Source organism: Leucobacter massiliensis, from assembly GCF_002982315.1.
GTDB lineage: Bacteria > Actinomycetota > Actinomycetes > Actinomycetales > Microbacteriaceae > Leucobacter > Leucobacter massiliensis.
This window is the reverse complement of the sequence record NZ_MWZD01000016.1, coordinates 150,233-168,717: the sequence shown is the minus strand read 5'-3', so window position 1 is coordinate 168,717 and position 18,485 is coordinate 150,233. Positions and strand designations below refer to the sequence as shown.

Genomic DNA, 18,485 nt, shown 5'->3' with positions numbered 1-18,485 from the left:
GCCTCCGCCCCAGACCATCGATCGCCCGGCCGCACGGCCCGGGCGCACGACCCCACCCCAGACCCCACGAGAGAGGAACCCCGCTGTGAAGTTCACGGTTCTCTACGGCACCGAATCCGGCAACTCCGAGCTCATCGCCGAGGACCTCGGCACGACGCTGCGCGAGAGCTTCGACGACGTCGAGGTGATCGACCTGCAGCGCTTCGATCCGGCGGATCTCACCCCGGAGCGCTTCTACCTGGTGGTCTGCTCCACCCACGGCGAGGGCGACCCGCCGAACACGGCGCTGCCCTTCATCGAGGCCTTCGACGCGGCGCCGCCGCGTCTCGACGGCGTGCGCTACGCGATGTTCGGCCTGGGAGACACCTTCTACGAGGAGACCTACAGCCAGGGCAGCGAGCACATCGACCGCCGCTTCACGGAGCAGGGCGCCGAGCGCGTGGGAGAGTACGGCCGGCACGACGCTTCCTCCTGGGACCTCGGCAGCGACGTCGCCCTGGAGTGGCTCCCCGGCGTGCTCGAAGCGGCCGGCGCCCCCGCCGCGAGCTGAGCGGCCCGCCGGGCGGTCCGCTCAGCCGCGCGCGCGGCGCACGAGCTCGCCGAAGAGCAGGGCGCGGTCGGCGAGCTCGGCGTCCTGCTCCTCGGGGTGCCACTGCACGCCGAGCACCCACTCGGCCTCGCGGTGCTCGGTCGCCTCGACAATGCCATCGTGGGCGTGGGCCGCGGCCCGCAGCTCGGTGCCCACCGCGTCGACGGCCTGATGGTGCCCGGTGCGCACGGTGAGCCGCTCGCGGCCGTAGAGCCGGGCAAGGTGGGAGTCCGGCTCCAGCAGCACCTCCTCGTCGAGGAAGAGCGGTTCGTCCGGGGCGCCGTGGTGCAGCGCGTAGTCGGCGATGTCGGGGATCAGCGTGCCGCCGAAGGCGACGTTGAGCAGCTGCGAGCCCTTGCAGATCGCGAGCAGCGGCAGCTCCCGGTCCACGGCCCGCCGCATCAGCTCGATGCAGTAGTCGTCGCCGCGGCGGTCCATGCCGTGCAGATTCGCCGGCAACTCGCCCTCGTAGCGATAGCAGCCCGGGTCCACGTCGGAGCCGCCGAGGAAGACGATGCCGCGTGCCCCCGCCAGCGCCTCTGCGTGGGGCAGCAGCGGCTCCCCCGTCGTGTACGGCACGAGCCGGGGCCTGCCGCCCGCGAGCCGCACCGCCTCGAAGGCGTGCCGCGTGGTGGAGCCCTGGATGCCCGCGGCGGCCTGATCCATGCCGGGGAAGCCGAGCGACACCACCATCGGGATGATCGGCCCGTCCGGGTCCTCGTGGGGCTGGGGGCGGAACTGGTCTGCGTCGATGATGAGGCCGGGCACGGGGGTCCTTCCGGTGCTGATGGGTGGAACGGGGGTCGGGTTCGGAGGCGCGCGCTCGGCGCGCGGCAGCGGGTGGCGGATCCGTTCCGGGTCCGCCACCCGCTGCTCTCAGCGCGAGACCGGGCGCGCTACCGGGCCACGGTCTTGATCGGGCCGCTCGCGTCGGCCGCGGGCGCGTCGCCCTTGGTGTAGGCCTTCGAGGCGAGCATGTAGATCCAGCCGAAGGCGACAATGATCGCCGTCGTGAGCAGGATGATCCAGTCGAGGAAGGTGTTCCCGTTGATCGGCCACGGGAAGGCGATGTTCACGATGGCGAGCACGCCCCAGACGAGCGCGACGATGTTCACGAAGTAGGCCCACTTGCCGAGCTTGAACTTGCCGGCCGGCTTCCAGCCCAGGATGCGGGCGCGCAGCGCGGCGAGCACCACCATCTGGAAGCCCATGTAGATGCCCACGGTGCCGAAGCCGATGAGCGCGGTGAGCGCGTTCTCGGCGAAGAGCGACAGCACGATGAAGATCGCCGGGATGACCGCCGCGGTGATGAGCGCGTTGTAGGGCACCGCGTGCTTCGCGCTCGTCTTCGCGAGCTGGTGCGAGGAGGGGAGGAATCCGTCGCGCCCCATCGAGAACATCAGGCGGCTCGCCGCGGCCTGCAGGCTCGTGACGCAGGAGATGAAGGCGATGCAGACGATGATCATGATGATCGGGAACACCGGCCCGAAGGCCTCGCTGATCGCCGCGCTGATCGGGTTCGCCACCGTCCCGTCCGCCACCGCAGAGTAGTCGGGCACGGCGAGCACGAGCGAGAACACGAGCAGGTTCGCGGTGACGCCGCCGATGTAGAGCGTCATGCGCATCGACTTGGGCACGCGGCGGCTCGGGTCCTTGACCTCCTCGGCGACGTCGCCGTTGGCTTCGAAGCCGTAGTAGGCGTACATGCCGATGAGCGCGGCCCAGGCGAAGGCGCCGAAGTAGCCGCCCATGCCGCTGCCGAAGGGACCGTCGTTGCCGATGCCCTGGTTGTCGAAGAACACCCCGAAGGTGTGGCCCGTCGGATCACCCGCCCCGAGCTTCACGAAGTTGCGGATGATGAGGTAGAGGCCGACCGCCACCGATCCGATCATCTCGGCCAGGAGGCCGACCATGGCGGCGATGCTCAGCACCTTCGTGCCGAGGAAGTTGAGGATCGTGGCGACGGCGAGCACGCCAAGCGCGATGAGCACGGTGACGCCGGGCGTCGGGTCGGCATTGTCGGGGCTGTAGCCGCGGAAGATGTCGAACATGAACGGCGCGGGGCTGTAGGCCACCGCCGCGATGGTCCCGATGAGCGCCCACACGTAGACCCAGCCGTTCATCCACGCCCACTTGCGACCCCAGAGCCGGCGGGACCAGGGGTAGACGCCGCCGGCGACCGGGTAGTTCGAGACGACCTCGCCGAAGACGAGCGCCACGAAGAACTGGCCGACGAGCGAGATGACGAGCGCCCAGGCCATCGGCGGCCCCGCGGACATGAACGAGAGGGCGAACATCGCGTAGACGCCGGCGATGGGCGAGAGATAGGTGAATCCGAGGGACACGTTCCCCCAGAAGCCCATCTCGCGCTTGAACGTCGGATCGTAGGTGTAGCCGAGGGACGCGAGATGCGCCGCATCCTCATCGTGATGCTCGGCCGTGGAGGTGTGTTCTGACATGGTCGCGAGTACTCCCTTGTACCTGATTGCCTGTTCAAGAAAGACGGCCGTCGGCTCGGCGGACACGTCTGATACAAGCTACATGTAGATGATTTTCTCGGCAAGCCTCGAAGCAGCACCGAGACCGAGCTGTCATCAAAAGGTAATCGAATCATGCAGAAATGAAGCTTTCAGCCCACCCGGGAAGGGCTCCTATTGGTCACCCACCCAGTAGACTGTCCGGTACCGTGACGCGCAGAGCTCGAAGGAGAACCGGATGACCACGTGGACCATGCCCATTGAGGGACACCCGCAGGAGCGGCTCTGGCTCGCCTGGCCGACGACCGGATACACCCTCGGCGACACCGAGGCGGAGGCCGAGGAGGCGCGGCGCACCTGGGCCGCCGTCGCCAACGCCGCCTCCGAGTTCCAGGCGGTCACGATGGTGGTGAACCCGGGCGACGAGGCCGTCGCCCGCCGGCACCTCTCCGCTCAGGTGACCCTGCTCTCCGCCCCCCTCGACGATGCGTGGATGCGGGACATCGGCCCCAGCTTCGTGATCGGCGACGACGGCAGGCTCGGCGCCGTGAACTTCGTCTTCAACGGCTGGGGCGCGCAGGACTGGGCGAGCTGGGAGCACGACCAGCACATCGGGAGCATCGTCGCCGAGGCGGCGGGCGCGGAGCGCATCGACTCCGAGATGGTGAACGAGGGCGGCGGGATCCAGGTCGACGGCGCCGGCCGGGTCATCCTCACCGAGACCGTCCAGCTCGACCCGGCTCGCAACCCGGGCTGGAGCAAGGAGCGCGTCGAGGCGGAGCTCGCCCGCACCATCGGCGCCACCAGCGCCATGTGGCTGCCGCGCGGCCTCACCCGCGACCACGACACCTTCGGCACCCGCGGCCACTCCGACATCCTCGCCGCCTTCGCCACCCCCGAGGTCCTCCTCATGCACCGGCAGGACGCGGCGGCGCATCCCGACCACCCCGTCGCGAAGACCAACCGGGCCGTCGCGGAGCGCTACCGCGCGGACACCTCGGCGGGCTTCGAGATCCTCGACCTCCCCGCTCCCGAGACCCTGCGCGACGAGGAGGGCTACGTCGACTACAGCTACATCAACCACGTCGTCATCAACGACGCGGTGCTCGCCTGCGCCTTCGACGACCCGGCGGACGACCGCGCGCTCGCCACGCTGCGGGAGGTGTATCCCGGCCGCGAGGTGATCGGGATCGACGCGCGGCCGCTGTTCGCCCGCGGAGGCGGCATCCACTGCATCACGCAGCAGCAGCCCCGAGTGGGATGACCGTATTCTTGCACGATCCGGAGGCGCGGGATTGTGCGAGGCGGCAGGATCGGCCGCGTGTCGCGCCGTGGGAACATGGTGAGGCGCGCGCCCAGCGAGCGCGCCGAACCGCCGAACCGCCGAACCCGAAGGAACCCGCATGAGCCACGCGTCCCTGTCCCCCGAGCTGGAGGCGGTCGTCGCCCGCGCCGCAGCCGCGGCCCCCGCGTTCGCGGCGACCGCGCCCGAAGACCGGGCACGCGCCCTCGTCGCAGTCGCCGACGCCCTCGAAGGCGCGAAGCCGCGGCTCGTGGAGATCGCCGCGCGCGAGACGGGGCTCACGGAGGCCCGGCTCACCGGCGAGGTGACCCGCACGGCCGTGCAGCTGCGCCTCTTCGCCGACACGGTGGTGGACGGCGCCTACCTCGACGCCCGCATCGACCCCGCGGACCCCGGTTTCGCGCTCGGCGCCCGCCCCGATCTGCGCCGCACCCACCTGCCGCTCGGACCGGTCATCAACTTCTCCGCCTCGAACTTCCCCTTCGCGTTCTCCGTGATGGGCGGTGACTCCGCCGCGATCCTCGCAGCCGGCTGCCCGCTCATCGTGAAGGCGCACTCGGGCCACCCCGAGCTCTCCGACGCCACCGCCGAGGTGGCGTCCACGGCTCTCGCCGCAGCCGGCATGCCCGACGGCGTCTTCCAGCTCATCCACGGCCGCGAGGCGGGTGTCGCGGTGCTCCAGGACCCGCGCATCCAGGCGGGATCCTTCACCGGTTCGATCCGTGTCGGCCGCCTCCTCGCCGACATCGCCGCGAACCGCCCCGCGCCCATCCCCTTCTACGGCGAACTCGGCAGCGTGAACCCCGTGTTCATCACCGCGGACGCCATCGCGGAGCGCGCCGAGGAGATCGCACGCGGCTACCTCACGAGCGTGTCCGGCTCAGCCGGTCAGCTCTGCACCAAGCCGGGCTTCGTCTTCGTCCCCGAGGGGTCCGCCCTCCCGGCGGCGATCGAGGCCGCCGCCGCCGATTTCGCCGCCGAGCACCGCCTGCTCGACCCGCGCATCGCGCAGAGCTTCGCCGAACGCCGTGACGCGATCCTCGGCACCCCGGGCGTGCGCACCATCGTTCCCGGGGCGCTCCGCTTCGACCAGGACGGCCAGGGCTGGGCCACCCCGACGATCGCCGCGGTCCCGCTCGCCGGCTTCCGCGCCGGCAAGGCCGCACTCGTCGAGGAGGCCTTCGGTCCGCTCTCGATCGTGGTCGAGGTGCCAGAGGGCACCCCGCTCGCCCCTCTCGTCCCCGAGTTCTTCGAGGGCAACCTCTCGGGCACCCTGCATCTCGGCGCAGCCGAGGCCGACGGCTCCACCCCCAACGCAGACGAGCTGCGGGCCCTCGTCGCGGCCCTCGCCCGCCAGGTGGGCCGCGTGCTCTTCAACGGCTGGTCCACCGGCGTCGCCGTCACCCCCGCACAGCAGCACGGCGGCCCCTGGCCCGCCACGAGCAACGATGCCAGCACCAGCGTCGGCTCCGCCGCGATCTCCCGCTTCCAGCGTCCCGTCGCCTACCAGAACGCCCCCACGACGTTCCTGCCTGCGGAGCTGCGCGACGACAACCCCCGCGGCGTCCCCCAGTCCGTCTCCCCCGCCGGAGAGTCCACCGCGTGGGGAGCCCGCTGGCGGTAGCCGCCGGCCGGCGCGCAGCGCAGACGACGAAGGGGCGGGGCGGATCGTGTGATCCGCCCCGCCCCTTCGCGCGCGCTGCGCTCAGTTCCAGAGCACCGCGAGCGCGACGTTGAGCACCGAGAGCCCGGCGATGGCGCCGATCATGCCGCCCGGCACGTTCTCCTTCTTGCGGTTGACCAGGATGAGCACGAAGATCAGGACGAGCACCGCCAGCTTCACGGTGATCTTCGCGTTGTTGGGCTGACCCCCGGTCATGTAGATGGTGGCCACCAGCAGCAGCCCCGTGACGAGCAGCAGGTTCGCACCGTGCATGATGCCGGGCGTGATGCGCGCCCGGCCGTGCTTCACGGCCGGCAGCTGCGCGAGCGTGCTGCCGAACACCGCGCCGAAGCCGACCAGGTGCAGAACGATCAGAATACCCTTAACGATCTCCATGCCGCCCATTATCTCCCGAGAGGGGAGGAAACGCCCCTTCCGGCTCGCTTCCCGGCGAGCCGAGCCCGCTCCGTGCTTCCGCCCGCCGAGTCCAGCGGAGCGGCGATCAGTGGAAGAAGTGCCGCTGGCCGGTGAAGTACATGGTCACGCCCGCAGCGCGGGCCGCCTCCACCACCTCGTCGTCCCGCACCGAGCCGCCGGGCTGGACGACGGCGCGCACGCCCGCATCGAGGAGCACCTGCAGTCCGTCGGCGAAGGGGAAGAACGCGTCCGAGGCCGCGACCGAGCCGCGCGCCCGCTCCCCCGCGCGCTCGACGGCCAGCCGGCACGAGTCCACGCGGTTGACCTGGCCCATGCCGACGCCCACGGAGGCGCCGCCCCGGGCCAGCAGGATCGCATTCGACTTCACGGCGCGGCAGGCGCGCCACGCGAACTCCAGCTCGGCGAGGGTCTCCGCGTCGGCGGGCTCACCCGCCGCGAGCTCCCAAGCGGATGCCGGCGCGAAAGAGCGGTCCGCGTCCTGGAGCAGGAAGCCGCCGGAGACCTGCCGCAGTTCGACCGGGTCGAGGGCGAAGCCGGCGGGCAGCACGAGCAGCCGCACGTTCTTCTTCTGGGTCAGGATCGCAAGCGCCTCGGGGTCGAAGCCGGGTGCGACGATCACCTCCGTGAAGATCTCGGCCACGGTCTCCGCCATCTTCGCGGTGACGGTGCGGTTCGCGGCGATCACGCCGCCGAATGCGGAGAGCGGATCGCAGGCGTGGGCGAGCTCGTGGGCGGCGGCGATGGGATCGGCGGCGCCCTCGGGGGCGACGGCGATGCCGCAGGGGTTCGCGTGCTTGATGATCGCGACGGCGGGGCGCTCGTGATCGAAGGCGGCGCGCAGCGCGGCGTCCGCGTCGACGTAGTTGTTGTAGGACATCTCCTTGCCGTGCAGCTGGGTGGCCTGGGCGATGCCCGCCCCCTCGTTCTCCGTGAAGAGCGCGGCGCGCTGGTGGCTGTTCTCGCCGTAGCGCAGCACCGACTCGCGCAGACCGAACAGCTCGTAGCCGACGTAGGCCTCGGAGGTCTCGAAGATGCTGTCGACAGAGGCTTCGGCGCCGGCTTCCGCGGCGGCGGGAGCGTCGCCCCACGCGCGATCCTCCTGCTCGAGGAACCAGTTCGCGACGGCCGCGTCGTACTGAGCCGTGTGCACGAAAGCCTCGGTGGCGAGGGAGCGGCGCTGCGCGAGGGTGGTGCCTCCGGCACGCACCGCCTCGATGATCTCGTCGTAGCGCGCGGGCGAGACGACGATGGCGGCGTTCGCGTGGTTCTTGGCCGTGGCGCGCACCATGGCGGGGCCGCCGATGTCGACGTTCTCGATGACGTCGGCTGCCGGCTTGCCCGAGGCGACGGTCTGCTCGAAGGGGTAGAGGTTGACCACGACGAGCTCGAACGGCGCGAAGCCCAGTTCGGCGAGCTGCTCGCGGTGCGCGGCGAGCCGCAGATCGGCGAGCAGGCCGGAGTGCACGGCGGGGTGGAGCGTCTTCACGCGCCCGTCGAGCGCCTCTGCGAAGCCGGTGACCTCGGAGACGTCGGTGACGTCGTGCCCGGCCTCGCGGATCGTCGCCGCGGTCGATCCGGTGGACACGATCTCGACGCCCGCTTCGGCGAGCGCCGCGGCGAGGTCGAGCAGACGGGCCTTGTCGCTGACCGAGATGAGGGCGCGCCGCACGGGCACGAGGTCGCGGTGCTCGTAGAGGCTGGGGTCGTGGCTCTGGACTGCCATGGAGTTCCTTACGCTGGTGTTCTGCGGGGCAGGGGTCGGATGGTCGGGACGGATCGGCTCGGCGGCTTCGGGCTCGGGATCAGTGCGCGGCAGCGAGGTCGAGCTCGCCAGTGGCGATGTCGCGCACGGTCTGCACGAGCAGCGGGCGCTCGAGCTCCTTGATGCGCTCGTGCAGCTCGTCCTCGCGCTCTCCCGGCCGCAGCTGGACGCGCGCCTGCCGCAGCACGGGGCCGGTGTCGACGCCCTCGTCGATGACGTGCACGGTGACGCCGGTCTCGGCCACCCCGGCCGCGAGCGCGTCGCGCACGGCGTGCGCGCCCGGGAAGAGCGGCAGCAGCGCGGGGTGGGTGTTGATGAGGCGGGGAGAGAACTCGCGGACGAACGGGGCGGGCAGGATCCGCATGAGGCCCGCGCTCACCACGAGCCCGGGCTGCTCCGCGGCTTCGGCTGCTGCCGCGGGATGCACACCTTGCTCACGGATCCTGGCGGCGAGCGCGCGTCCCCACGCCTCCCGGCTGCCGTAGTCGCGCGGGCGCACGACGAAGCTCGGCACGCCTGCCGCCTCAGCGTGCGCGAGACCGGCGGCGTCGGTGTCGGATCCGACGCAGGCGACGCGTGCGGGGAACCCGGGTTCGGCCGTCGCGTCCAGCAGGGCCCGCAGGTTGCTGCCGCCGCCGGAGATCAGGACCGCCACTTTCAGCACCGCCCCAGTCTACCCGCCCCGAACACGGGCCCCGGCGGACCGGCACCGGGTTCATCGCACGCGGACGATCTGGTCGGCGAGCTCCCAGGGACGGTGCTCGGCGTAGTGCGCTTCCTCCTGCGCGGCCCAGCGATCCCAGTGCGGGGCGTAGCTGTCGCCGTCGCGGCCGAGCGCCCGCGCTCGGCGCAGTTCGGGCGGGCACTCCAGCCAGAGCGCCCGCACCGTCCCCGCGGGCCCCGCCCAGCGCCTCGCCGCGGCCAGATTGGCGACGGTGAGCGCCCCGCAGCCCTCGACGATCAGCGGACGGCCGGCATCGATCGCGAGCCGCTCCGCGAAGCCGCCCGCGAACCAGTCGTAGCGGCGGTAACTCCCGGTGCCGAGCACCCCGGCGACGGCACGGGATCCGGCGGCGAGGCCGTCCCAGCCGGGGTACAGCTCGTCCAGGTGCAGCGTCTGCGGCTCCCGTCCGTTCTCGCCCCAGCGTCGCGCGAGCCGCGCCGCGAGTTCCGTCTTCCCGGCCCCCGAGCGCCCGTCGACGAGGAGCACTCGCGCCTCGTCGAAGGCGCCCGGGTCGAGCGTCGCCGCATCGATCACCTCCGGCCCGCGTGGCCTCGCAGCCACGGGCGGCGTGCTCCCCGATCCCTTCCGGTCCCGCATCAGAATTCGCCCCGTCCGTCGGTGCGCAGGCGCTCCGCGAGCAGCATGCTCGTCGCGGCGAGCGCCGCGAGCACGACCGCCGCCGCGAGCCCGGCCCCGTAGCTCCCCGGCGCCTGGTGTCCGATCAGCTGAGCGATCGCGACCGGCAACGTCTGCTCGCCCGGACGCACCAGGAACGAGGTCGCGCCGAACTCGCCGAGTGACACCGCGAACGCGAAGCCGAGCGCCAGCCCGGCCGAGCGCCCCAGCATGGGCAGCTCGATGGTGCGCAGCACCGTGAGGGGCCCGGCGCCGAGCGAGGCGGCGGCGAGGCGCTGCTGCTGCTCGATGCCGCGCAGCACCGGCAGCAGGGTGCGCACCACGAGCGGCAGCGCCACGAGCGCTTGCGCGATGGGGATCAGCGCGGCCGAGGTGCGCAGATCGAGCCCGATGCCGAGCGGCCGGTGCATGGTGAGCAGCAGGCCGAAGCCGAGCGTCACGGCGGAGACGCCGAGCGGCAGCATCACGAGGCCGTCGAAGACGGCGAGCCCGCGGCGCAGGACCGGGGCGGCGGGGCGGCGGGAGAGCACGAGCGCGAGCAGCAGGCCGAGCACCATCGCGATCGCCGCCGCGAGCAGGGCGATGCGCAGCGAACGGCCGACGGCCGCGATCACCGGCTCGTCGAGCGGCAGCTCGGCAGGCGGGTCGAGCAAGGCGAGATAGTTGGCGAGGGTCCACGCCCCCTCCCGGTCGCGCAGCGAGCGGGCGAGGAGGGCCAGGATCGGCGCCACCTGCAGCAGCAGGGTGCTCACGGCGAAGACGAGCAGCACCGGCAGATCGGCCAGGCCGGGACGCTGGGCGCGGTCGGCCTCCTCGCGCAGTTCGACGGCGCGCTCCCCCGCGCTTCGCAGCCGTGCGGAGACGAGCAGGCTCGCCCCCACGATCGCGAACTGCGCGAGCGACAGCACGGCCGCGCCGCGCAGATCGAGGAACTGAACGGTCAGCCGGTAGATCTCCGTCTCCACGTTCGCGAACTCGCGGCCCCCGAGGATCAGCACGATCCCGAAGGAGGTCGAGGCGAACAAGAACACGAGCGACGCGGCCGAGGCGATGGCGGGCGCGAGCGCCGGCAGTACGACGGTGAGCCAGGCCCGCACCCGGCCGGCGCCGAGCACCCGGGCCGCCTGCTCCGCGCTGCGATCCAGCCGCGCCCAGAATGCGCCCACGGTGCGGGCGACGACCGTCACGTTGAAGAAGGCGAGGGCCGCGACGATCACCGCGAGGCTGCGCTCCAGCCCCAGCCAGGCGAGCGGCCCGCCCGGGCCGAGCAGCGCCGTGAAGGCGACGCCCACGACGACGGTGGGCAGCACGAAGGGCACCGTGAGCAGGCCGCGCAGCAGCGTGCGCCCCGGGAAGTCGAGGCGGTAGAGCGCGTAGGCGGCGGGCAGTCCCAGCGCGAGCGACACCGCGGTGGCGAGCGCGGCCTGCGCGAGCGTCTGCCCGATGACGCGCCAGCTGCGCGCCTGGCCGAAGACCTCGGCGATCCCGCTCGCGTCGAAGCGCCCGTCCGCGGTGAAGCCGGTCGCCACGAGCGAGGCGACGGGCCAGAGGAAGAAGAGGCAGAGGAAGGCGAGCGGGATCGCGGCGGCCGCGGTCCAGGCGGCGACGGCCCAGGGCCGGGGCGGGTCTCCCGCACCGATCCGGGAGGCCTCCTCGACCCTCGGGATCGCGGCCGACCGCGATCCCGGAGCCGCGCGCGATCCTCGTGGCATCTACAGCCCGATCTGCTCGCTCAGGGTGCGCAGCCAGCCCTCACGGCCGCGCTCGATCTCTGCGGGGTCGAGGTCGTGGGTGCGGCCCGCGGCCGGCTCGGGCGCCAGCTCCGCCCACGAGCCGGGCATCTCGACGGAGTCGTCGATCGGGGTCATGTACATGGCGTCGGGGATCGTCTGCTGGAACTCGCGGGAGACGAGGTAGTCGAGCACGGCCCGGGCGCCTGCCTCGTTCGCGGCCCCGGCGAGCACCCCGGCGAATTCGACCTGGCGGGTGCAGGTGTCGAGCAGGGCGCGGGTGCTCGTCTCGGTGCCCGCCTCGTTCACGGTGAAGGCGGGAGAGGAGGCGTAGGAGAGCACGATGGGCCGGGTGCCGCCCTCGCCGCCCTGCGTGAACTGGCCGTAGTAGGCGTCGCTCCATCCCTGCTCGATGCGCGCGCCGTTGTCCATGAGCCGCTGCCAGTAGCCGGCGAAGCCGTCCTCGCCGAACTCGGCGACCGTGCCGACCAGCAGGGAGGCCCCGGTCGAGGAGGCCGTCGGATCGAGCAGCACCGTCAGATCGCGGTAGGCGGGGTCCGCGAGATCCTCGTAGCTCTCGGGCTCCTCGATGCCCTCGGCGGCGAACCACTCGGTGTCGATGTTGAAGCACACCGCGCCCCGGTCGACCGGGGTGAGCAGGAGCTCGCCGTGGTCCCCGGCGATCGCGTAGTCCTCGCCGCTCGCCGGGAAGCCGGTGGGACGGTAGGGCGACACGACCCCGTTGTCGACGAGCCGGGAGGCGAAGTTCGTGTCGACGCCGAAGAAGGCGTCGGCGATGGGGGCGCCCTTCGTGAGGACGAGCTTGTTGGTGAGCTCGCCGCCGTCGCCCGCCGAGACCACCTCGACCTCGTAACCGGTCGCGGCGCTCGCGGCAGCGGCGAACTCCTCGTTGGGGAAGCTGTCGTGCACGGCGAGCACCACCGTGCCGCCCTTCGCCTCCTCTGCGCCGGAGTCCTCTGCCGCGCCGCCCGCCGGGCCGGTCGCGCAGCCCGCGAGCGCGAGGGCTCCGGCGACGGCAAGGACGAGGGCGGTGCGCGGGGCGCGGGCGGCGCGCACGCGGCGCTCCGGGCGATCGCCGCGGCTGGGGGTGGGGTGTGCAGGCGTCATCGAGGCTTCCTTCCTCCGCTGGCATGAACCAGATCAGGTTGAACGGTCGGAGCTCGCGTGCTCCCTCTCAGCCCGCCGCGCGCGGACTCCCGTGGATTGCCCCTCCAGACTAGAGCATCGCGGAAGGATCCTCGGCATCGCGAGGGAACCGCTCCCCGGACGGCGCAGGAGGCCCAGTTATCCGCGCGGCTCCTGACGCCGCCGCCAGCGCGCGGCGAGGCGGGAACGCTTCGCATCGACCGGACCGTCCTCGCCCCCGTCGCCGGCCGCGCCGAGTGACTCGCCCTCCCGGTCGATCGTGACGGGCCCGGCGGCGTCCCAGGAGTAGGCCCGCAGCAGCGCCTCGGCGTCGAGGGCGCCGGTCTCCGGGCTGTCGTTGCCACCGGCCGCGCGAGGTTCCGATTCGGGCTCGGTCTCGTGCTCGGCGCCGGCCTGGGGGCCGGGATCGGGCGTGGGCTCGGGATCCGGAGCCGGATCCGGCGCGGGCTCGGGATCGGGATCCGGCGCGGGATCGGGATCGGCGCTCGGCGCTTCGCCCCCGGTCCCGCCGCCCGCCCAGCCGGGTACGCGCAGGCGCGACAGCGCGTCCCCGAGCGGTGCGGTCTCCTGATCGTCCTCCCGCCCGGCTTCCGGGGTGCCTGCGTCGCGCGCCGCCTCTCGCGTCTCCGATGCGGGGACCGCCCCCGCGTCCCGGTCCTCCGCCCTGCGGCGGCGCAGCGCGCCGGCTGCTGCGGCCATCGCGGGAAGGGTGCCGCGCAGCCGGGCGGCGTCCGCCTTCCCCGCCACGAGGCCGAGCAGCAGTCCCGTGCCGAGCTCCGCGGCCGCGAGACCGCCGGCCGTCCAGGGATCGGCGCCCGCCTCGGCGAGCCTGCCGGGGCCGATCGAGCCGCGCGCGAGCGCGGCGAGTCCGGCGACGGCGAGGCCCGCGAGCGCGCCCGCGAGCAGGGCGCTCACCACGGTGACGCCCCATGGCGCACGCCGGATCTCGGGGCGCCGGGCGAACAGCAGCCCGACCGCGAGGCCGCCGAGCACGAGCAGACCGGGGGCGAGCGCCCCGAGCGCGCCCCATCCGGAGGGAATGGCACCGAACAGCGGCAGCGAGGGCACGGGCCCGAGCAGCGTCTCGAACGGCGTCACGGAGGTGCCGGCGCCCAGCGAGAATCCGGCGCCGGTGAGCCAGGCCAGGGCCCAGACGAGCGCGTCGGGAAGGAGCGCGAGCTGCCCGAGGAAGAGTACGAGCGAGCCGAGCGGGTCGAGCTGGAGGCCCTGGCCGAGCGCGATCACGCGCGGATAGCCGACGACGATCGCGACCGTGAGCGCGAGCGCCGAGGCGCCCACCGCGATCGCGAGGAGGGCCGCGGCGAGGCGCAGCATCTGCCCCGCACGCGACGGCATCGCCGCGGCTCCGCGCACGCCCAGCGCCTCGAGCGCGTGGAGCGTCTCGCGCACGGAGGCGCGCCACCACGGGTGCTCGTCGCGTGCGGCGCGCAGCACGAAGGCGAGGGCCGAGGCCGCGCCGTAGCTCAGCGCGGGCACGGCGGCCACGGCGCCGAGCGGCCACGGCGTCTCGGGCGCGGAGAACAGCGCGAGCAGCAGCGCCACCGCGCCGAATCCCGCGGCACCGCCGAGCACGCCCGCGGCGCCGACGCCGCCGCGTCCGCCGAAGCGCCACCCCGCCCGCGCGGCGAGCAGCAGCGTGACGAGCGTGATGCCGAGCGGGGCGAGCGAGAGCGTGAAGCGGAGCTCCTCGGGGAGCTGGCCGAGCGCGAGCGCCGCCTCCGGTGTGAGGGCGAAGCCGAGGGGCACCCAGTGCGCGAGCAGCCAGATGCCCGTCACGGCCGCGAACACGCTCGCGGGCTCGGCGGCGAGCTGGAAGGCGACGACCCAGACCAGCAGCGCGGGAATGGCGACGAGCAGCACCCCCGCGAGCGCGGCGGCGGCCGCCTCGATCGCAGCGATCGTTGCCGTCACCATGGATCTCATCGTGGAGCAGCTTACTCTGCGGCGGTGGAAGCCTGCCGGAGGCCCGGCGCGTCGCCGGCGCGCGAACGCTCAGCCGAGGGGGACGTCGCGGGCGAGCGCCGCCGCGTGCGCGCGGCTCTCGGCTCCGAGTTTCACGAGCACGCTCGACACGTGCGTCTTGACGGTCGGCACGGAGATGCCGAGGCGCGCGGCGATGCGGGCGTTCGAGAGCCCCTCGCGCAGTGACGCGAGGATCTCGCGCTCACGGGCGGTCAGCTCCGCGATGCCGGGCACGGGGTCCGGATCGTACCCCGGGGGACGGACGTCCGCCAGCGCGGCGAGCGCGCGCCGCGTGACCCGCGGATCGAGCACGCCGTCGCCGCCCGCGACGCGGCGCACGGCCTCGACCAGCTCCTCCGCGGCGGTCGTCTTCAGGAGGAAGCCGGCGGCGCCCGCCCGGATCGCCGCGAACACCAGCTCGTCCTCGTCGAAGCTGGTGAGCGCCAGCACCTCCGCGGTGCGTGCGCCGACGATCTCGCGCGTCGCGCTCACGCCGTCGGTGCCGGGCATCCGCAGGTCCATGAGCACGACGTCGGGGCGCAGCGCGGCGGCGTTGCGGACCGCCGCCGCGCCGTCTGCGGCCTCGCCGACCACCTCGATGCCGTGCGCTTCGAGGATCATGCGCAGGCCCTCACGAATCATGCCGTGATCGTCGGCCAGCAGGACCCGCAGCGGCGGGGCCGGGGCCGGGAGCGGCCCGCCGCCGCGCAGCGTCTCGGGGGCGGACGCGCGCGCCTGAGGGCTCATGCGTGCTCCTCCCGCGGCAGCCGCGCGCGCACCACCCACTCGGACTCCCCCTCGGGCCCGGCGTGCAGTTCGCCGCCGAGGGCGCGCGCCCGCTCCGCGAGCAGTTCGAGCCCCATGCCGCTGCCCTCCAGGCCGGGGTGGCGCAGCGCGGCTCCCCCGCGGGAGCGCACCTCGACCCTCACGGCTCGGTCTGCGGCGCCCAGGCGAACCTCCACCCGGGCTCCCGAGGAGTGGCGCACGCTGTTCGCCAGCGCCTCCTGGACGATCCGCCCGACCGCCTGATCCACGGGCGCGGGCAGCTCGCCCGCGATCTCATCGTTCAGGGTCGCCCGCACACCGGAGGCGTTCGCCTCGGCCACGAGCTGCGGCAGCCGCGCCCGCCCCGGCGGCACCGCGAAGTCGCGCTCTCCCGAGCGCAGCACCCCGATCATGGAGCGCAGCGCCCCGTGCGCCGCGAGGCTCGCGTCACGCACCGCGCGCAGCGCACTCAGCGCCGCCGCCTCGGCCGCGCCCTCCGCCGTCAGGGCCGGCACGGCCCCGTCGCCTGCGGTCCCGCCCGCTCTCGCGGCGTCGGGGACCGCGCCGCCCGTCCCGGCGGCGGCGAGCGCTGCCTCGCTGCGGATGGCGACCGCCGAGATGTGGCCGGCCACCACATCGTGGAGTTCGCGCGCCATGCGATCGCGCTCCCCCTGAACGGCGGCGAGGCGGTCGAGCTCGGCCGCCTGCTCTGCCGCCTCGGCCCGCTGCCGGTAGAGCCGCACGAGTTCCTGGGACTGCGCGATCGAGTTCGCGTACCAGTAGGAGAAGCCGAGCAGCGCGCCGAACTGCAGCCCCAGGACCACGGTCGCGCGCGGATCCCGCGTCACCGCCAGTGACAGCGCCGTCAGCGCCACCGTCGCGACGACCACCGCCCCGAGCATGCGCCGGCGGCCCGCCGTGTCGAGCCCCACCACCGTCGCGTGCAGCATCTCGAGCATCACGAGCAGGGGCACGAGCCCGCCCGCGGTCAGCAGATCGGCCGCGAAGAGCACCGTCGCGAGCACCAGTCCGGTGCGCGGAGCACGGCGCTTGAGCAGCACGATCGCGGCTGCCGGCACGGCCGTGAGCAGCGTGCTCCACGCCGCGGGCCGCTCGCCCAGCAGCGATAGCGCGCTCCACAGACCGGCCCAGCCCAGCGCCGCGAGCAGCACGGCGATCAGCAGATAGATCAGCATGAGCACCCAGGGGCTCAGTCCGGCGCGCGGCCCGCGCGGCGTCTCGCCGCTGACGACCGGGAGGCCCGGGGCGCCCGCGCCTTCCCGCGCAGCGGCAGCCTCCAGCCGCGGGGATGCGCTCCCGTGGCCCGGGGCCGGCTCGTCGCTCATGCCTCCATCCAAGCAGCAGCCACTGACATCCGGCTCAGCCGAAAGGATGAGCCCGGCTCAGGCTTTGCGCCGATCCGGCGGCTGCGATCCGCGGGCAGTCTGAGGTGATGGACCTGCTGAACGGCCTCCCCCTGCCCCTCGCGCTCGCGATCCTCGCCCTCGTCGACGGGCTCAGCATCGGAACGCTGCTGATCCCGCTCTTCCTGCTCATCGCCCCCGGCCGCACCCGGGTCACGCGGATCCTGCTCTACCTCGGCACGATCACCGTGTTCTACCTGGCGGTGGGCGTGCTCTTCATGCTCGGCCTCGTGAACGTCATCGACGCGGGCAGCGCCTTCCTCACCTCCGCCGCCGGCCAGACCGTGCAGTTCGTCGCGGGGGCCGCCATGCTGGCGGGCGGGATCTGGATCGGCGTCGCCGACGCGCGGCGCAGCAAGCGGGCGAAGGCCGGCGAGCCGGAGGCGCTGCGGCACCGCGGGCGCCTGCTCCGCTGGCGCGACCGCCTGCTCGCGCCCGGGACGAGCCCGGGGACGGTGATGGCCGTCGCGGTGGCCGCGGGGATCACGGAGCTGGCCACCATGCTCCCCTACCTGCTCGGGATGACGATGCTCGCGAGCTCGGAGCTCGGCTCGGCGGCGCGCTTCGCGATGCTCGCCGGCTACTGCCTCGTGATGATCGCGCCGGTGCTGCTGCTGCTCGCGGCTCGTCTGCTCACCGGCCGCCTGATCGAGGGACCGCTGCAGCGCTTCGCCGCCTGGATGCAGCGCACGGGCGCCGAGAACACCTCGTGGATCTTCGGGGTGGTGGGCTTCCTGCTGCTGCGCTCGGCGGCCGCGCAGCTCGGCATCGAGCTGCCGCTCATCGGCTGAGCTCCGCGGTCGAAGCGCGCCGCCGACCGTGACGGAGGCGCGCCGCCGGCTGTGACGGAGACGCGCAACGGGCCGGCCGTCCCTGGGGACGACCGGCCCGTTCGCCGTGCAGGCCGGGCTCAGAGCGCGGCGTAGGCCTGGCGCAGCAGCTCGGCGGTCTCGGTGGGGGTCTTGCCCACCTTGACGCCCGCGGCCTCCAGTGCCTCCTTCTTCGCCTGCGCCGTGCCCGCGGAGCCGGAGACGATGGCGCCGGCGTGGCCCATCGTCTTGCCCTCGGGAGCGGTGAAGCCCGCGACGTAGCCGACGACCGGCTTCGTCACATTCGCCTTGATGAACTCCGCGGCCCGCTCCTCGGCGTCGCCGCCGATCTCACCGATCATGACGATCGCCTTCGTGTCGGGATCCGCCTCGAAGGCGGCGAGCGCGTCGATGTGGGTCGTGCCGATGATCGGGTCGCCGCCGATGCCGATCGCGGTCGAGAAGCCGAGATCGCGCAGCTCGTACATCATCTGGTAGGTCAGCGTGCCCGACTTCGAGACGAGGCCGATGGGGCCCGTGCCGGTGATCGTCGCGGGCGTGATGCCGGCCAGCGCCTCACCGGGGGTGATGATGCCGGGGCAGTTCGGGCCGATGATGCGGGTCTTGTTCCCCGTCTCCTGGGCGTGCGCCCAGAGCTCGGCCGAGTCCTTCACGGGCACGCCCTCGGTGATGATGACGAGCAGACCGATGCCCGCGTCGATGGCCTCGAAGGCCGCGTCGCGCGTGAAGGCCGGGGGCACGAACGCCACGGAGACGTCGGCGCCGGTCTCGGCCATCGCCTCGGCGACGCTCGCGAACACCGGCAGCTCGACGGTGTTGCCCGCCGCGTCGAGGTGGGACACCGTGGTGCCCGCCTTGCGCGCGTTCACGCCGCCGACGATGTTGGTGCCGGCCGCGAGCATGCGCGCGGTGTGCTTGGTGCCCTCGCCGCCGGTGATGCCCTGGACGATGACCTTGGAATCCTTGTTCAGGAAGATCGACATGTGCTTTGCTC

16 protein-coding genes and 1 riboswitch are annotated in these 18,485 nt (G+C 73.3%); of the genes, 4 read left to right on the top strand and 12 right to left on the bottom strand.

Annotated features, from left to right (window positions below; genetic code table 11):
• The first annotated feature begins 85 nt into the window (after positions 1–85).
• A complete protein-coding gene (locus tag B4915_RS06785; protein ID WP_105805060.1) occupies positions 86–550 on the top strand; it encodes a flavodoxin domain-containing protein in 465 nt (154 codons plus the stop codon).
• Positions 551–571: 21 nt separating this feature from the next.
• Here the strand turns inward: B4915_RS06785 and B4915_RS06780 are convergent, their stop codons facing one another.
• Together B4915_RS06780 and B4915_RS06775 are read right to left on the bottom strand one after the other, a co-directional pair.
• Positions 572–1,357 (bottom strand): gamma-glutamyl-gamma-aminobutyrate hydrolase family protein, encoded by a 786-nt coding sequence (locus B4915_RS06780; protein ID WP_245907388.1) that lies wholly within the window; start codon positions 1,355–1,357, stop codon positions 572–574.
• Between the two features lie 128 nt (positions 1,358–1,485).
• On the bottom strand, positions 1,486–3,048 hold the full coding sequence (locus B4915_RS06775) for an APC family permease (RefSeq protein ID WP_105805059.1): 1,563 nt from the start codon (positions 3,046–3,048) through the stop codon (positions 1,486–1,488).
• A gap of 256 nt (positions 3,049–3,304) precedes the next feature.
• Between B4915_RS06775 and B4915_RS06770 the strand changes: the two genes are divergently transcribed.
• Positions 3,305–4,330 carry an agmatine deiminase family protein gene (locus B4915_RS06770; protein WP_105805058.1) on the top strand — a complete coding sequence of 342 codons (1,026 nt, stop codon included), beginning with the start codon at positions 3,305–3,307 and terminating at the stop codon, positions 4,328–4,330.
• A gap of 139 nt (positions 4,331–4,469) precedes the next feature.
• The gene (locus B4915_RS06765) at positions 4,470–5,993 is read left to right on the top strand and encodes an aldehyde dehydrogenase (NADP(+)) (protein WP_105805057.1); all 1,524 of its coding nucleotides are present in this window, start codon (positions 4,470–4,472) and stop codon (positions 5,991–5,993) included.
• Positions 5,994–6,074: 81 nt separating this feature from the next.
• Here the strand turns inward: B4915_RS06765 and B4915_RS06760 are convergent, their stop codons facing one another.
• The 9 genes from B4915_RS06760 to B4915_RS06720 all read right to left on the bottom strand — a co-directional run bounded on the left by B4915_RS06760 (position 6,075) and on the right by B4915_RS06720 (position 16,583).
• A complete protein-coding gene (locus B4915_RS06760; protein WP_105805056.1) occupies positions 6,075–6,428 on the bottom strand; it encodes a hypothetical protein in 354 nt (117 codons plus the stop codon).
• 106 nt (positions 6,429–6,534) lie between these two features.
• Entirely contained in the window at positions 6,535–8,193 is a 1,659-nt protein-coding gene (gene purH / locus B4915_RS06755; protein ID WP_105805055.1) for a bifunctional phosphoribosylaminoimidazolecarboxamide formyltransferase/IMP cyclohydrolase, read from the bottom strand.
• 79 nt (positions 8,194–8,272) lie between these two features.
• Positions 8,273–8,896, bottom strand: coding sequence for a phosphoribosylglycinamide formyltransferase (gene purN, locus B4915_RS06750; RefSeq protein WP_105805054.1), 624 nt, complete (start codon positions 8,894–8,896; stop codon positions 8,273–8,275).
• A 51-nt stretch (positions 8,897–8,947) separates the two neighbouring features.
• The gene (locus B4915_RS06745; protein WP_245907387.1) at positions 8,948–9,517 is read right to left on the bottom strand and encodes a nucleoside/nucleotide kinase family protein; all 570 of its coding nucleotides are present in this window, start codon (positions 9,515–9,517) and stop codon (positions 8,948–8,950) included.
• A 35-nt stretch (positions 9,518–9,552) separates the two neighbouring features.
• A complete protein-coding gene (locus B4915_RS06740) occupies positions 9,553–11,304 on the bottom strand; it encodes an ABC transporter permease (protein ID WP_105805053.1) in 1,752 nt (583 codons plus the stop codon).
• Entirely contained in the window at positions 11,305–12,450 is a 1,146-nt protein-coding gene (locus B4915_RS06735; RefSeq protein ID WP_105805088.1) for a thiamine ABC transporter substrate-binding protein, read from the bottom strand.
• Positions 12,444–12,553, bottom strand: a riboswitch (TPP riboswitch). Its footprint overlaps the gene before it by 7 nt.
• Positions 12,554–12,627: 74 nt before the next feature.
• Entirely contained in the window at positions 12,628–14,433 is a 1,806-nt protein-coding gene (locus B4915_RS14655) for a cell division protein PerM (protein ID WP_181158479.1), read from the bottom strand.
• Between the two features lie 69 nt (positions 14,434–14,502).
• A complete protein-coding gene (locus B4915_RS06725; RefSeq protein WP_105805052.1) occupies positions 14,503–15,219 on the bottom strand; it encodes a response regulator in 717 nt (238 codons plus the stop codon).
• A complete protein-coding gene (locus tag B4915_RS06720; protein ID WP_105805051.1) occupies positions 15,216–16,583 on the bottom strand; it encodes a sensor histidine kinase in 1,368 nt (455 codons plus the stop codon). Before B4915_RS06720 ends, B4915_RS06725 begins: the two co-directional genes overlap by 4 nt.
• Positions 16,584–16,690: 107 nt before the next feature.
• Between B4915_RS06720 and B4915_RS06715 the strand changes: the two genes are divergently transcribed.
• Positions 16,691–17,452: a GAP family protein gene (locus B4915_RS06715; protein ID WP_105805050.1), complete on the top strand. Its 762-nt coding sequence runs from the start codon at positions 16,691–16,693 to the stop codon at positions 17,450–17,452.
• A gap of 119 nt (positions 17,453–17,571) precedes the next feature.
• On the opposite strand, the gene sucD is transcribed toward B4915_RS06715, so the two are convergent.
• On the bottom strand, positions 17,572–18,474 hold the full coding sequence (gene sucD, locus B4915_RS06710) for a succinate--CoA ligase subunit alpha (RefSeq protein ID WP_105805049.1): 903 nt from the start codon (positions 18,472–18,474) through the stop codon (positions 17,572–17,574).
• Positions 18,475–18,485 lie beyond the last annotated feature (11 nt).